General features: G+C 45.5%; 19 protein-coding genes. 3 read left to right on the top strand and 16 right to left on the bottom strand.

The features are described 5' to 3' along the window. Positions 1–51: 51 nt before the first annotated feature. The gene (locus Psfp_RS11605; RefSeq protein WP_134218707.1) at positions 52–915 is read right to left on the bottom strand and encodes a DNA adenine methylase; all 864 of its coding nucleotides are present in this window, start codon (positions 913–915) and stop codon (positions 52–54) included. Between the two features lie 127 nt (positions 916–1,042). Continuing rightward, positions 1,043–1,330 carry a hypothetical protein gene (locus Psfp_RS11600; protein ID WP_134218706.1) on the bottom strand — a complete coding sequence of 96 codons (288 nt, stop codon included), beginning with the start codon at positions 1,328–1,330 and terminating at the stop codon, positions 1,043–1,045. A gap of 472 nt (positions 1,331–1,802) precedes the next feature. On the opposite strand from Psfp_RS11600, the gene Psfp_RS11595 reads away from it, so the two are divergent. Next, on the top strand, positions 1,803–1,988 hold the full coding sequence (locus Psfp_RS11595; protein ID WP_134218705.1) for a hypothetical protein: 186 nt from the start codon (positions 1,803–1,805) through the stop codon (positions 1,986–1,988). Positions 1,989–2,120: 132 nt separating this feature from the next. Then, positions 2,121–2,957 (top strand): DUF932 domain-containing protein, encoded by an 837-nt coding sequence (locus Psfp_RS11590; RefSeq protein ID WP_134218704.1) that lies wholly within the window; start codon positions 2,121–2,123, stop codon positions 2,955–2,957. A 76-nt stretch (positions 2,958–3,033) separates the two neighbouring features. Here the strand turns inward: Psfp_RS11590 and Psfp_RS11585 are convergent, their stop codons facing one another. The 9 genes from Psfp_RS11585 to Psfp_RS11550 all read right to left on the bottom strand — a co-directional run bounded on the left by Psfp_RS11585 (position 3,034) and on the right by Psfp_RS11550 (position 8,426). Continuing rightward, positions 3,034–3,219 (bottom strand): hypothetical protein, encoded by a 186-nt coding sequence (locus tag Psfp_RS11585; RefSeq protein ID WP_134218703.1) that lies wholly within the window; start codon positions 3,217–3,219, stop codon positions 3,034–3,036. Between the two features lie 3 nt (positions 3,220–3,222). Next, a complete protein-coding gene (locus tag Psfp_RS11580) occupies positions 3,223–3,633 on the bottom strand; it encodes a hypothetical protein (protein ID WP_192895395.1) in 411 nt (136 codons plus the stop codon). Continuing rightward, complete coding sequence (locus Psfp_RS11575; RefSeq protein ID WP_243120599.1) at positions 3,633–4,460, bottom strand: tyrosine-type recombinase/integrase; 828 nt, start codon at positions 4,458–4,460, stop codon at positions 3,633–3,635. Before Psfp_RS11575 ends, Psfp_RS11580 begins: the two co-directional genes overlap by 1 nt. Before the next feature lie 118 nt (positions 4,461–4,578). Beyond that, on the bottom strand, positions 4,579–4,824 hold the full coding sequence (locus Psfp_RS11570; RefSeq protein WP_134218700.1) for a hypothetical protein: 246 nt from the start codon (positions 4,822–4,824) through the stop codon (positions 4,579–4,581). Beyond that, positions 4,817–5,449 (bottom strand): hypothetical protein, encoded by a 633-nt coding sequence (locus tag Psfp_RS11565; protein WP_134218699.1) that lies wholly within the window; start codon positions 5,447–5,449, stop codon positions 4,817–4,819. Before Psfp_RS11565 ends, Psfp_RS11570 begins: the two co-directional genes overlap by 8 nt. Then, complete coding sequence (locus tag Psfp_RS11560; RefSeq protein ID WP_134218698.1) at positions 5,449–5,790, bottom strand: hypothetical protein; 342 nt, start codon at positions 5,788–5,790, stop codon at positions 5,449–5,451. The genes Psfp_RS11565 and Psfp_RS11560 overlap by 1 nt, the downstream gene beginning before the upstream one ends. 14 nt (positions 5,791–5,804) lie before the next feature. Next, entirely contained in the window at positions 5,805–6,152 is a 348-nt protein-coding gene (locus Psfp_RS11555; protein ID WP_243120598.1) for a hypothetical protein, read from the bottom strand. A 2-nt stretch (positions 6,153–6,154) separates the two neighbouring features. Then, positions 6,155–6,283 carry a hypothetical protein gene (locus tag Psfp_RS22515; protein ID WP_282434340.1) on the bottom strand — a complete coding sequence of 43 codons (129 nt, stop codon included), beginning with the start codon at positions 6,281–6,283 and terminating at the stop codon, positions 6,155–6,157. 586 nt (positions 6,284–6,869) lie between these two features. After that, entirely contained in the window at positions 6,870–8,426 is a 1,557-nt protein-coding gene (locus Psfp_RS11550; RefSeq protein WP_134218696.1) for a DUF262 domain-containing protein, read from the bottom strand. Positions 8,427–8,629: 203 nt separating this feature from the next. Between Psfp_RS11550 and Psfp_RS21310 the strand changes: the two genes are divergently transcribed. Beyond that, positions 8,630–8,875 (top strand): hypothetical protein, encoded by a 246-nt coding sequence (locus Psfp_RS21310; protein WP_153189523.1) that lies wholly within the window; start codon positions 8,630–8,632, stop codon positions 8,873–8,875. Here the strand turns inward: Psfp_RS21310 and Psfp_RS11545 are convergent. The 5 genes from Psfp_RS11545 to Psfp_RS11525 form a co-directional block, all read right to left on the bottom strand. Then, positions 8,872–10,917, bottom strand: coding sequence for a kelch repeat-containing protein (locus tag Psfp_RS11545; protein ID WP_134218695.1), 2,046 nt, complete (start codon positions 10,915–10,917; stop codon positions 8,872–8,874). The genes Psfp_RS21310 and Psfp_RS11545 overlap by 4 nt on opposite strands. Next, complete coding sequence (locus tag Psfp_RS11540) at positions 10,911–11,177, bottom strand: hypothetical protein (protein WP_134218694.1); 267 nt, start codon at positions 11,175–11,177, stop codon at positions 10,911–10,913. The genes Psfp_RS11545 and Psfp_RS11540 overlap by 7 nt, the downstream gene beginning before the upstream one ends. Positions 11,178–11,241: 64 nt before the next feature. Then, positions 11,242–11,694, bottom strand: a complete 453-nt coding sequence (locus tag Psfp_RS11535) for a hypothetical protein (RefSeq protein WP_134218693.1) — start codon at positions 11,692–11,694, stop codon at positions 11,242–11,244. A gap of 9 nt (positions 11,695–11,703) precedes the next feature. Next, positions 11,704–12,927 carry a hypothetical protein gene (locus Psfp_RS11530; RefSeq protein ID WP_134218692.1) on the bottom strand — a complete coding sequence of 408 codons (1,224 nt, stop codon included), beginning with the start codon at positions 12,925–12,927 and terminating at the stop codon, positions 11,704–11,706. Between the two features lies 1 nt (position 12,928). Continuing rightward, positions 12,929–14,005: a fibronectin type III domain-containing protein gene (locus Psfp_RS11525; protein ID WP_134218691.1), complete on the bottom strand. Its 1,077-nt coding sequence runs from the start codon at positions 14,003–14,005 to the stop codon at positions 12,929–12,931. Between the last annotated feature and the right edge of the window lie 3 nt (positions 14,006–14,008).

The raw sequence follows: 14,008 nt of genomic DNA, 5'->3' as shown, positions 1-14,008 counted from the left end.
CTAGCGTTCTAGGGGTATTATAGCAAACAAGTGTTTGCGGGTCAAGCTTTACTAAAGAGCTTGAGAGGCTAAATCAATTTTTGTGTCTGGATATGACAAAATTACAAGTTCTTTGATTGCACCCCGCTTTGTTGCATCTGAATTAATGGCTCTAATTGCATTGATAGTCTTAATGTTGTAATCAGAATATAACTCCCTAGTAAATTCTGTGTTCGAGTTGCTTAGCATCACATAGCAACCCCTGTTCTTTAATATATCAAACACTTTTTTTAAGCGCCGATGGTCCGCTGCACAAAAGGCTCCTGCAGTATAGCCCGTAAAGTTTGATGTTGCCGAAAGTGGTACATATGGTGGATCAAGATAAATAAAATCTCCCTTACGGGCATTATCTAAGACCAATTCAAAGTCACCGGCAAATATTTCGGCATTTTTAAAAGCTTCACTTGCATTTCGCAACGCCTCTTCATCGCAAATAATCGGGTCGCAATAATCTCCAAACGAAACATTAAACTGCCCTTTCCTATTCACTCTATATAAGCCGTTGAAACAAGTTTTATTAAGGTATAATATCCTGGATGCCCTTTGTATGTCAGACATATCCTTGGGGTCAATTGATCTTATTCTGTAATAATATTCTTCATCGTAAATATGCTTTTTAGTTTCACTTATAAGCTCCTCCACATTAGTCTTTATTGCAATGTATAGATTAATCAATTCTTCAATATTGTCAGATATATAGGCCTTTGCATTGTTCATTATTAAGCCAGGTGCGAGAAAAAAGAATAATGCTCCACCACCTATAAAGGGCTCATGGTAGTTGTTGAAATTTGTTGGAATATATCTTTGTAGTTGGTTTAATACTCTGGATTTGCCGCCAGCCCATTTAACAATTGGCTTTAGCTTATTATTTGCCATAAATATTGACACCCCAGACTAATAATACATCTTTAGTGTGGGGTTTTCAAACTTGGGAATCGATCATTTTTGATCATTTGAGATCATTTAGTAGGATCATCTCTCTGTTTCTCCATTTAGATCATTATTACGATTTCCTGTTTCTTCTACAGATTATACACCAACTCTGGTCTCTCCTGCGATCATGGTCACCGTCTGAGCGACCTTCAGGACCAAAATCTAAACTAACATAAACGTTGTTACAATTTGGGCACTGTTTAAGCAAATAGACTCCATCAAAACCTACAATATTAGTTATTCTATTATTATCCGCATCAAAACCATTAAATCTTTGTCCTTCATCGAATTCAAAAGGCTCTTCATTACCAGTTATAACAAGCTCATTTTCCAACCTCACCGGGAACTTTACAAACATTGCCCCACCTCCCTTGTAGAAATATGACATTTATCCAGATCTATTCTAAAGTGGAAGTAAGGATCCTTTAAAAATAATTCGACTTATTCATACAAAATTTACACATAGAATTAATAAGGTTTGTTCCTGGTTAGTCCCATTATTATGGTAGTTAAAAACAAAAGGCCCGCACCGGAAAGCGAGGCTTTTTTATGTCTACGTATATTTAGTTTACCTCCGTCGTGGTAACGTTATCCGCGTTTATGGGCTTTACGCCCCGAATTTTGTGCTTGTGATGCCGCATGTACCACCATCTTTACCAGGAAGCAATATAACTTGCACTGTTGTCTATCGTCATATTCTCGATTCCTGCGGTATTAACACGTATGTCAATAGTAGTTTTCGTTGGATTTTGTCGATTTTAAAAATTTTTTGCTCGATCAATTTACTTGGACTTAATTTCTGTATATACTGTTTTAAGGGAGGTTGTTTTATGACTGGAGACAAAACCGAGAGAAACCCGCGTGGCGCTGGCCGCAAGCTGAAGCCACCTGACCAAAAATATAAATCTCATAATATAAAATTTCTCCCTGGTGAATGGGAAAAAATAAAGGAACTGGCCCTAAGCGCCGGCCTAAGTGCAAGCGAATATGTTCGCAAGAAAGCCCTGGAAAGATGATTTTCTAGGGTTTTTTATTTTCCCGAAAAATAATCCATTAAATTTTTAATTTCGGTGTTGACAGTAATTTAATTACGGTGTACACTGAAATTAAGAAAGGGAGAACAACCCAACAGAAAGGAGCTTGAAACAGTGTCCAGATTATCAACAACTTTTGGCAGCAACAGCATCTCTTACAGGCAAAATACACCGCTAGATAACAACCAACTTTTTAGAATTGCGCCCAGTATCTTTGCAGAGCAGCCACACGAATCCAGAACAAGCCGCTATACCTATATTCCAACAATAGAGGTTCTTAATGGCCTAAAAAAAGAAGGGTTTTTACCATTCATGGTAGCGCAGTCCCGCAGTCGGATTGAAGGAAAATCTGAGTATACAAAACACATGCTCAGGCTTCGCCACGAAAACAGTATTGCCGACGAGGAAGCCAACGAGATCGTTCTTATTAATAGCCACGACGGAACAAGTTCATATCAAATGATGGCCGGGGTGTTCAGGTTTGTCTGCCAAAACGGCATGGTGTGCGGTGATGTCATGGAAGATATAAGAGTACCGCACAGGGGTAATGTGGTTCACGATGTTATTGACGCCGCTTACACCATAGTTGACGGCTTTGACACGGTTAGAAATTCCATCGACGGAATGAAGTCAACGCTTCTATTGCCGGAAGAATCGGAAGTATTTGCAGAAGCGGCCTTATCCCTGAAATATGATGATCCGGACGATGCACCAATAACGGCGCATCAGTTACTTACCCCTCGCCGCTGGGACGATAAAAAAGATGATTTGTGGAGCAGCTTTAACCGGGTGCAGGAAAATATTATGAAGGGTGGCTTAAGGGGCAGAACAGCAACAGGTAAACGCACGTCCACTAGGGCTGTGCAGGGCATAGATAGTAACGTCAAATTAAATAAGGCTTTATGGATATTGGCAGATAAAATGGTGGCATTGAAGCAAGGAATAATTTAGGGAGGGCGGCCTAGCACCGCCCTTCACCACAATATACATGGTATAACTTTCAATTAAAGTTGATACTTTATGAGATTTAATCATATTTCCGGTTATTCTTCTCCACCGGATCCAAATCATTAAATTTGACGGGTGAACCATCCGTATTTTTTAATGGCTCTTTAATTAATTCCAATCCGCAATAAGGACAAATCCATGTTGCACCGGAGCCGGCAGCGCTAAAACTACTGTTACCGCATTGGGGGCAGTCCTTCCGAAACATTGTTTATCCTCCGTTTATCCTTATGGACATTGCTCGCGGGTGAACCGTAACAGAATTCAGTATCCCCCATAAAAGATTTTGGTACCATCCTTTAGTCCCCAGCAGTTGTGTATCCAACAGTTCCATGACCGGCCGAGTCATTGCAGCCATTATTTCGGCTTCTTCTTCAGTGGCTAATATGATTGGACCTGTGTTCATTTCCAGGGCAGCCAGGGCATTCTCAATCATAAGTTCTATGTCGTGCCTGCTGCCTGTTAAATAATATGGGGTGTTTTTATGCCGCACATAAAACCCGCCTGGAAACTGATAGTCTTTCTCAACCACAAATAAACCCTTGTTTTGTTTAGTCACAGACGGCCAATCTACTCTTATTCGCTTGTTTACTGGTGGCAACCCCAGTTTAATCACCTCCACTATTCGTTTTCTACTGCTCTTTCAAGATCCGTCCATCCCGGCTTGGTATAACGGGCTGTTGTATCCAACCGGGAATGACCTAAGAGCGTTGCCACAACCACAATATCTTTTCCCGACCGGAGTAACCGTGTGGCAAAGGTATGCCGGAGCACATGAGGGGTAACCCCTTCCAGGTGCGCCAGGTATGCGTATTTCCTGATCACGTCCTGGGCAGCCCGAGTGCTAAGGTGCCCCCCCTTTTGACCGGGGAAAACCCATTTACCGGTTGCCAAAGACAACCAGGGACCAACCATGGCCCGTGCTTCTGCCCCCAGGGGAACCTCCCGCCGCTTCATCCCCTTCCCGGCCCGGACCACCACCCGCCCTTTCCGCTCACTCATTTCCACTTCACCGACCTGGATTCGGATTGTTTCACCAACCCGAAGGCCGTCGTAAAGCATTAGAGCAACCAAAGCATTATCTCTGGGATTCCCCGCCCTTTCTACTGCCCGGAGGAAACGGGCCTCCTCCACTTTGCTAAGCGCTTTCGGCGCTCCCCTTGGTTCAGCAGCCCGCCTTGGGAACCGGGGCAGGTCCTCTATATGGCCGCATTCCTTCTCCCATCGCAACCAGGCTCGAATAGCAGCAATGCGTCGGTTTATGGTGGCAGGCTTCAGACCCCGGACAGCCATCATGTGTGATTGATACTCTCGCAGATCCACATTCGTGACCAACTCCGGGGATACTACTTGACCATTGGAACCTTCGAACCACCGGTAAAAGTCAGTTAGATCCTCTTTGTAAGCCTTGGCGGTGGAGATGGTCAGTGTGTTAAGAAAGTCCTGCATTGATACTCCTTCCCGCATTATGCGAAGTCATTTTGCTGAGATACCAAGGCCGAGAATCGGCATTGTTTCGTTCCGGTTCCGGCCATATTCCGCGCCTAAGGCATATTACACGCAGGTATTATGCGAACACCCATTCAAGAGCTTGTTCAATCTCAACAGGAGAATACTTTCCATTTGTAGATGCGTATGCTCTGCTCATGCCGTCAAGATTCAGATACCGGCGGGTGTCCACATGCTTGTACAGGAAAACCCATATCTCCCCAATCGCCACCATTCCCATAAACATAAAGTTCTTGCATTTTTCTCCTACAACTTTTTCAAGGGGTCCCCATTCCGGTTTGTCCGGATAGACTATTTTAGGCAATGCTATCATCCTCCCGACCTTCCTGGGCATCAAGCCCATCCCTGATCTGAATTACTTTAGTGAGGAACCTGTCAAACTCCCGTTCGCTACCGGGGAATTCCACGTTTCGTATAATCGCATCGGTATCATACATGCCGGCCGCAAATATTTCATTGGCTATGTATTTGGGCAGGAATTTGCGGGACAATAGCTTTTCCGCCTGAAAATCATATATTTCATATACGAATCCGCCGGGATTCCGGCGACAGACCACCAAAATATTTGTAAGCAGCCTGATCCGGGAGTCCAGGTTTCTTATATTCGGAGTGGTCATATAAAGACTGGAATGAAGTTTCCGGAGGTAGAAGAAAAATTGGGTCATGTAGATATTTGAGCCTTTATGGAAAAGCCGGCTGTCCAGGTTGACATGCGCTTCATCCATCAAGCAAATACTGTTGGAGGACTTTGCCACGTCGTAAAAGTCCTTGTAATTGACAAGCGGTTTTGCTCCCTTGAGTCCATAATTGGCATAAATATCAACCGGCAGCCCTGACCGCTGGGCCTTGGCCGCAAAATAATGCGCCAGCACCGACATGCCGAAGGTCTTTCCTTCTCCAAGGTTGCCCTGAAACACCCAAACATACATTACTTATCACCACCGAACACTTTCCGGAGCGGAATCTTGCCAGTAACATAGCCGCCCAAGGTCATCTTCTCAATTACTTCTGTAAATACCCCCGGAGGTGTAATATCTTTAGCCATACCAGTCATAACCTGGATGATTGGTTCATAATCTTTTGACTTGCGGCGTCCCTGGAGTGAGCGCAAGAGTCCTACTGCAGCAACCTGACGTTCTGAAATTGGCGTCCCGTGCTTTTCCATAAATCGTAGGGTTTCAACTAGATCACCTTTAGAAGAGGAGAACAATTCTCCTGACATAATATCTTGTAGGGAACGCCCCTGTTCATTAACCCCTTGTTCGCTCATAATCTCACCTTCCCTTAATTCCGGAGTAAGAAAACTGTAATGATAAGTGCCGCAATCATAACGTAAAATTGAATGTTGGCAAGTTTAGACGTCGCTCCATAATCAAACAGATTTCTCAGGACAGTACTTTTCTCAAGGCTTGTGATATTCTCAGTTTCAGCTAAATACTGCTGGGTAAAGCCATACACAAACGCCCTGCCGCCGGCCGGGAAATACCTTACCTCCGCATCTGCACGGGGCAGGGTCAGGCCGCCTGCGTATATCGCTTGCTCATTCTCGCTTTCCACTTCCATTTGCCTGATCTCACGCTCAGAGATCAGGATCACAATATCCCCCGTGCCTTCTTCTTTCTTTTTTATCAAACCTAACATCTCTTACCGCCTTTCCCTATACCGCCAATAAAACGGTTATACACCCACAACACCAAAAGAACAGCTGCACCAATGCCGGCGGCAATCCCGAATGTCGCCTGGAAAAAAAACTCAAAGACCATGAATTACACCTCCAATAAAATTATCCCGTACCTAATAACTCTCCACAATGAACATTATCTGAAGTATTTTTGCAAAAAAAATAACCCCATAGATTTTTGCTTTCCATGGGGGAAAAACGGCTTCACAGGATTAATTGTAAGGCCCTTTATTTGACGTGGAATACAATTTACCTATCCTAAAAAATAAGCCCGCTTAGAATGAAACGTAGCTCGTCTGAAGAATTTTTTCATTATGATATTTGCAATTGCATGAAATTGGAAGAATAATTCCAGTCATTAACTCGAATGTCGATTTTATCTTTTATACAGATAAGCGAAACTTCGTTTATTCAGTATTTAGGCGAAATGTTAAATTTAGAGGTCAATATTAATTAAAAACGTATAATTGAAACTGATTGTGAAGTACTGGAAGGTTATAACCGTGCATAGTAAGGTGAAGAAGTAATTAAGGTGTTCACGAAAAATTGGATAGGTATGGTTTGGGATTATCCGTCTTAGGGCCTCGCTTGCCCTTTTCCACAAAACAAAATAGGGTCACCCCAATTATAAAACTGGTGACCCTATTTACCAGTAGCAAACCTCTCATTTAATTCTTAACACCAGTATTGCAATAAGGATGTGCCAATTGTCCATTATCTGCTATTCCCAATCCACCTTCACGCTTCCGCAGTATATGGTCAACAGTAATAGAGCGATTATGTAAAATTCCCCCACATATGGAGCATTTAGGTGCATTTTTTACTGCTTCTCGAATAAACACTTCGCTCTTACTGCTGGAGCTAAATACTGGGGATGTAATTTCCAAATCACTGTTTGGAATGTTTGTTACAACTTTTTTGTATTTATCATTTTTAACCAATGCGTTTATGACATCGACATTACTCATTCCTTGGTCAAGCAACTCTAAAACTGTAAAGTAGTACTCTGAAATATGCTTCGCGCTTTGAAGTCCGCGTCGAATAGTATCAATCATCTTTTTAATTATCGCATCGTTTTCAAAAATGAAAGTCTCAAATGCTTTTCTATTCTTAATGAAAAGTTTTAGCTTGGGTGGTTTATCTGTAATTGTTTTCACAAATTCTATGGCACCATAAAACGAGGACGGTCTAAAATTTCCACGGTTAGAATAGCAATATAAAATTGGATGGAGACCATATGAACCGGGACTTGTACTACTAAACAACCGAGCAATTCTCTCTGCCTTTTTTAAGCACTCAATTGTTTTTGTACCATCTTCATCGTTTTTTTCACTATCGCCAACATTGATAAATCTAATATAGTCATAAACTAAAGTAAGAAAATTATTGCTTTTATCACAAATCGGCAAGTCAAGGGTCTTGATGGGGCGAACTATTCCAGGCTCAAATAGAAGGTCGTGTATAGTTTCAGATATAGATTCTATTGCTTCCTGATTTTCTTTCGAGAAATTGTGCCAATATTTGTGTCCCTTTCCTGCTTTTACAATTGACCTAGCTGCAATGCAGTTGGGAGTTTTTCTTTTTTGTAGTAGTTTTAATTCAGTTGGGTCAATTGGAGCCGCCTGCTGGTTAATATTGAAAAAAGAACGCTCCGCTGTCTTTACATCACCATCAATCCACTGAATTTGAAGTGCTCTAGATGCTAAATTTCTAGCTTTGACTATTATTTCTGGGTCAGGGTGTTTAGCGGTTAATGCTTTATAATAATCTAAATATGGCCCAATTTGTGAGTTAATCCTCTCGCGTGCTTTCTTGGCAATAATCCGTTGTTCTTCCGGGACATCTCCATCAAATACATCTAGTGAAAACTGTCCGTCACCATAATCATCATTTACCCACGCGATCAGAGAACTCAACCTATGGGAACCATCAATCACAAATATTAGTCCGGCCTGACTTCTCCATAGAATAACAGCGGGTATAAATTCTCCATTAACAAAACTTGTGATAAATCTAACTACTTTATCTATACCCCAATCCGCTGTCTCGCGCTGGAAGTCTGGCTTTCTAACAGACGCAAGAAACAAGCCGCTACCTTCTTTGAGATCATTTACAGAAAGAGTAGAGATTTTGCTTGCTGTATTCATAGTCTCATCAGATGCTTCAAAATCCTCACGCGTAATTAAAGCATCAAGATTTACTGTAGTCTTCTTTTTTACTGGCATATACCATGCCTCCTTTGATATATCACAACATATTATAGCATATTTTCCCAATATTTTATAGAATAATATTCTATCATTATCAACGCTGGCGCAGATGCTCCGCAGTCCGGATAAGCTGACCGCGCCAACGCTACCCTGGTGTCTTACAAAATCGACGAGCCGGACGCCCGCATGCAAGCCCTTGTCAAAGATATTGTGCCGACGTGACCGCCGACATGGTTTCCCCCTACCAGCTGGAGCATATTTCGGGTTATCTGGACAACTTAGAAAACGTCGGTTTCGACGACAAGCAGCATATGGTGGTGGGGATTGATTACCCGCATTGGCACAACCTGCAACTGGGTAGAAATCCAATGAAAAATCTGACGGCAGGCCGCCGTCAAACCGTGAAAATGACCGTGTGTGCTCTTGTAAAACATACTTTCCTAACTCCTACGGAACACACTTAATCATTCACCCTCAAAATCCCTGACCACTGGCTGCGTGCATGGGTACCGGCCATTACCCGAACCATACAAGGGCGGGGAACGGTCACCGACGGGCCTCCTACAGTGGAGCTCTGCCAAGTGCTCCCCCCGTCCGTGCTAATTTGTACCTGATAGGGTGACGCCCCATTAACTGCCGTCCAGTAAACGGTTGCCTCGGTGTCACTAGTATAAGCAACACGTAACCCTCCAGGAGCCAGAAAGGGCCGGTCCTGCGCCGCCCAATCAGACTCCGCAGCAATTCTCCAACTCCAAGTAGCCGGCTCATAAACCCTGACCTGGTACATGTAATTCAAACCGGAAGTCACGTTGGTATCCAGCCACGTGAAGCTGTCCTTCTCTTGCTCAGAAATATCCTTCACGTTCATCCAAATTCCGGACTGACTATCCACCCGCCAGAGCCGGACCATATCCCCCGACAGGTCCACAGTCCCTCTGCCCCAATCAACTTCCACATACCGGCCTCCGGTCGGCCAGTATACCCAAAACCTTTCCGGGGTCGGCGGTTGGACCGTTACAGACACAATATTGGACGGCGTTGATACTCCGTTGTCATTACCGGCGCTAACCCGGTAGTAGTATGCGCCCGGCGGCAGGCTTGGATCGGTGTAGGAGGTACCGCTGGTCTCTGCCAGAACGGTAAAGCTCGTTCCATCCGTAGACTTTTCAAGGATGTAATTCGTGGCTCCTGTTACCGGTGTCCAAAACAGATCAGCATCGGCGCCCTCTAAAGTGACTGACAAGGTAGGAGTTTCAGGGGCAAGTTGCTGAACGTTTATAATGACGGTATTGGAAACCATGTTGCCAAAATCATTCTGAGCTGTTACCCGGTAATAATATGTTCCGGGGGACAAGTCGGCATCGGTGTAAGAATTCTCGTGTGTCTCTGTTATTTGGTTAAAATTCATCCCATCAGCAGACCTTTCAAGGATATAACTGGTTGCATTTGAGGAAACAGTCCACGTTAAAACAGCACTATATTTATCCAGAGCGCCTGACAAGGTAAAGTCGCCCGGCGGCGCTGTCAGAGTAGCAGGATCTATTTCCAGTATATCTGTAGTAGCATCACCAAGTTGAAGGCTTTTTGAGCCGCCAAAGACATAAATCTTACCATTATTTGCCAGGGTAGCAGTGGCATTGGCAAGCGGAGCAGGCAAACTCCCAGCAGTGACTACAGTATTGTTAACGGGATCATACTGAATAATTTCCGCTTTTAACTCGCCTGGAGTAGTTATCTTTTTTCCACCAATAAAATAAAGCATACGATCAGCTCCAAAAGATGCCGACATACCAGCCATATATGGAAAATCAGCTGCTTTTGTGAGTGTATTGGATGCCGGATTGAAAACAAGGATACCCGTATCAGTTGCTGAGTTATCGTAATATCCAGCAATATAAGCCATACCTTCATTGCTGGCTAAAGAATAATAAATAACGGTAGATGGGCTACTAATTGTTGTCACTGTATTATCAATCGGATCATACTGTTTTATAGTAGCTTGATATGTGCTTAATCTTTTTCCCCAGAAATCATATATGTAGCCGTTACCCACAAAAGCATGTATATTTCCATGCCCACTATCACAATACACATTCATTGAAGAAGGAGAGAATACGCTGCTTATACTATTATTTGCCGGATCAAAAATAAAAACTTTACTTGTCGGTTGGTTCCCATAATAACCGCCGCCAACATATATTTTCCCATTGTAATTTACTGCCCACCCTCCTTCAAATCCATCCCCCATGTCGGCTGCAATAGTTACAGATTTGTCGATTGGATTAAATTTTATTACTTTGGAGCTTTTACTTCCTGATACTCCGGACAACCCGCCAAAAACATAAATGTTGCCGTCGTCACCGAGAGCACTACATGCATCAATTACACCCATCGGTAAATCAGCAACTTTAGTAACGCCCTGGGCGTGTACTTCCCACGGCTTAAATATCACTAATAAGATAAGGATAGATAGTAAAGTTATTAAGAGAACTTTTTTATTTACCACCACTTAACCCCCTCCTTCAAGGAAAGGTAAATCCCATATCCTTTCCGGGCCACCAGCACCGTGATTAAAAGGAAGGCGCTGGCAACAACAGAACTTATCAACGCCCGCCACTCCGGACCAAGCATTGATACCGGTCCAAGAAAATAATCAAGGCTTAACCCACGGGCGGCAACCATAGAGATATAGTCCAGACGGTCGCGCGCCGCCACCAACACTTCGATTACAGGGTTAAAAAACGTATCAACTATTCTTTGAAACACACCGTACGACCTCGTTTCATAAGACATTCCAAGGTAAGTAAGAGCGACAAAACAATTATTCTTCTCAACGCTGCCCACCGGCGATTCTGATAAGGGCATAAGCAGTCATGATCCATACGAACACCATTAAAATCAAAGCTATCGTGGAAAGTCCGGTTTGTCTTAAAAAATTGGACACACCGTCGTAACCCTGTTGATATGCCGCAGGCATGTAATAATAATCCGTGTTGCCAGAGAAGCCCAGAAGCCCTGCAAAGGTATGAAAAATACCGGCAATTACCGATAGGACGACTTTAAACAATCCAAAGACAACCTGAACGGACAAAACGACCATATCAAAGCACTTGGTGATTAAGTACCATATGCCTTGAAAAAAGATTAGGATGGGCTGAAATATTAAGGCGATAAAGGTCTTAAAGCCATTCCACAGGTCATTGATAAAGTTGCCGAGCCAGGTAAACATCCGGCTGATGCCGTTTACGATGTTTCCACCCAGGTTTTGCAAGAATTCATACATTACTATTACCTACCTCGGAGGCTCAGGTTCAACTGGCGTGGCGCGCTGGTAAGGGCTGTCCTTAGCCAAAGGTTCACTTGCTTGGATCGGGTCGGACCTGGTTATTGGCGGATCTGTCGCCACAGGGTCCAGGGTGCGCGGCGCTTCTTTTATTACCGGGTCCCGGCTCGCCGGCTGCTGCATATTGACCGGATCAGGCTGCCGTGGCGTATCCATACCTACCGGATCTGTTGGTAACGGGTTGTCCCTGGCAACCGGGTCGGCAACCAGCGGTTGTTCCACCTCTACCGGCGGGTTTATCTGCGCCGCCGGGTCATGCTCCATAACCGTCGGGTCCGGCGCTAGCGGAAGAGGCCCCGGACTATCGGTAAAAGGCGGCATTTGCGGCGTTTCTTTATTGTATTTGTACGGCTGTTGAGGCGGCTCTGTTATAGGCGGCGGCGTAGGATCTACTGTCATTGTCGGCAGGCTGACGTTAAACGGCTCCGAAGTCCTTGGAATTGAAAGATAGTCATATACGTCAACCACATGGGAATCTAAGGTATCAAGTTGATCTTGGATGGTTGTAAGTTTTCCATTGATACCGCTTAATTGACCAGTAACTTCGTTAAATTTTGAACCTATTGCACTGGTTTGGCTTTGGATTGCCGCCACTACGTCGCCAATGTCTCCCCCGGTTCCACCACCGCCGTTCGCTATGATGGTGTCAAGTTTGCCAAGGATGGTTGCAATCTGTCCCTGGATTGTCTGTAATTCATTCACCACGGGAGTGAGGTCTACGGTACCACCGCCTCCGCCGGTAGTATCCGGATCGGGGAATATGGTAGTATTGCCGGTGGTGTTGCTCGTGGATGAGCGCCACCAGGCCCACCGGCCTCCGGAGGCGCTGCCGGTTGCCAAGATAAGCTGGGCTGCGTGCGCGTTTGCCGGAGGCGACACGGTCTCCGGCGATCCGTTCATGGCGAGGGTATCCGTTGCTATTACGCTGCCTGTTTCGGTGTACCATTTAATTCTCACCTGATCGCCCGGCTGAATCAGATATTTTACTTCCGCTGCCGTTACAACAGCGCCATCACCGGCATCCAGGTAGTCCGATTGGGTCGCCGTTGTATTCGGAGTATTGGAATACACATATCCAGGGCTGGGCGCATAAATTATTTCCGCAAAAGCCGGCACCGGCAGCAAGACCATGCACCATATAAGCAATAAAGATATAGAACGCTTCGTGTTCATGCTATCTCCTTATCAGCCAAAACCTCTGCGTGAAGGTTTCCTTGAGCGCCCGTGCCAGGGCAAAGGACGCCCCCACGGCAAAGATCATCACCAGACCTGGAAGCGCGTCCGCATTGTAGTTGAATATGTCTTGCACAAGGGCTTCCTTGGTTACTGGAGACGGGACGGGAAGAGTTTCCGCCTGCATGGTTGCCGGTTGTGACCGGTTCCCGTCGGGCAAAACGGCCGCCACCTCCACCTGGTGGCTTTGCCCGGCCTGAAGGGCTCCAAGGGTGTAACTTGCCTGACGGGTTTCCCCCACTGTTTGCCCGTTGACGCTGATCATATATTTATCCGCGCCTGATACGGGATTCCACTGGAGCCAAAGGGTGTCTGCCGAGTGGTTTGTCATTTGCAGGCCGCCGGGCGCAAGGATCACCTGCACGGCGAACTGGACCGGGCTTGATGCCGGCCCCTCCCGGTTGGCGTTTATGCCCGCCACGGAAACCATGTGGTTTCCGTCGCATAAATTGGTCAGGTTGGCGGCCTGTATCCCTTCCTGGGGGATGACGTATGCAAGCGGCGTCCCGTCCACATACACCCTGTAAGCATGGATGGATTGGAAAGGCGGCAGGGGTTCCCACTGGACCAGGGCGGTATTGCCATTTACACTTACCGTCGGCGTTGCCGGAGCGGTCGGGACCGGCGGCAGAGTGGTAAAACCGGCGGGAGCAGAAGGGCCGCTTTCGCCGCTTGCATTGGCGGCGGTAACGCAAATCTCATATGGGGTGTAAGGTTGCAGACCATGGATTGTCGCCCCTGGGGCGTCCGCCCCGGTCCAGCGGGAGCCGTTTATCCAAACTGAGTATTGCGAAGCTGTTGGCACAGGGGACCATGAAATAGTTACCCCTGTGTCGGTTACGCCTGACACGGATATATCGCCGGGGGTTGCAGGCATTGACGGCGGGTTAATCGTCACCGGGTTTGTCACCGTTACCGGTGCGGGCTCCTGGGCGTGGGCCGTTGGCACCGGGATCGTCGTACATCCGGCCATGCAAAGTGTTAAGACTGCTGTTATGAAAATCAGGAACTTTTTCAATGG

Source organism: Pelotomaculum sp. FP (genome assembly GCF_004369245.1).
Taxonomy (GTDB): Bacteria; Bacillota; Desulfotomaculia; order Desulfotomaculales; family Pelotomaculaceae; genus Pelotomaculum_C; species Pelotomaculum_C schinkii.
The sequence above is the reverse complement of the archived record's forward strand: the minus strand, read 5'-3'. Positions and strand labels throughout refer to the sequence as shown.

Bases quoted from the DNA above. Each gene is read 5' to 3' on its own strand.
- Psfp_RS11560 (WP_134218698.1), bottom strand. From the start codon at position 5,790: ATGAGCGAACAAGGGGTTAATGAACAGGGGCGTTCCCTACAAGATATT.
- Psfp_RS11585 (WP_134218703.1), bottom strand. From the start codon at position 3,219: ATGTTTCGGAAGGACTGCCCCCAATGCGGTAACAGTAGTTTTAGCGCT.
- Psfp_RS11575 (WP_243120599.1), bottom strand. From the start codon at position 4,460: ATGCAGGACTTTCTTAACACACTGACCATCTCCACCGCCAAGGCTTAC.
- Psfp_RS22515 (WP_282434340.1), bottom strand. From the start codon at position 6,283: ATGGTCTTTGAGTTTTTTTTCCAGGCGACATTCGGGATTGCCGCCGGC.
- Psfp_RS11605 (WP_134218707.1), bottom strand. From the start codon at position 915: ATGGCAAATAATAAGCTAAAGCCAATTGTTAAATGGGCTGGCGGCAAA.
- Psfp_RS11535 (WP_134218693.1), bottom strand. From the start codon at position 11,694: ATGTATGAATTCTTGCAAAACCTGGGTGGAAACATCGTAAACGGCATC.
- Psfp_RS11595 (WP_134218705.1), top strand. From the start codon at position 1,803: ATGACTGGAGACAAAACCGAGAGAAACCCGCGTGGCGCTGGCCGCAAG.
- Psfp_RS11565 (WP_134218699.1), bottom strand. From the start codon at position 5,449: ATGTATGTTTGGGTGTTTCAGGGCAACCTTGGAGAAGGAAAGACCTTC.
- Psfp_RS11550 (WP_134218696.1), bottom strand. From the start codon at position 8,426: ATGCCAGTAAAAAAGAAGACTACAGTAAATCTTGATGCTTTAATTACG.
- Psfp_RS11600 (WP_134218706.1), bottom strand. From the start codon at position 1,330: ATGTTTGTAAAGTTCCCGGTGAGGTTGGAAAATGAGCTTGTTATAACT.
- Psfp_RS11530 (WP_134218692.1), bottom strand. From the start codon at position 12,927: ATGAACACGAAGCGTTCTATATCTTTATTGCTTATATGGTGCATGGTC.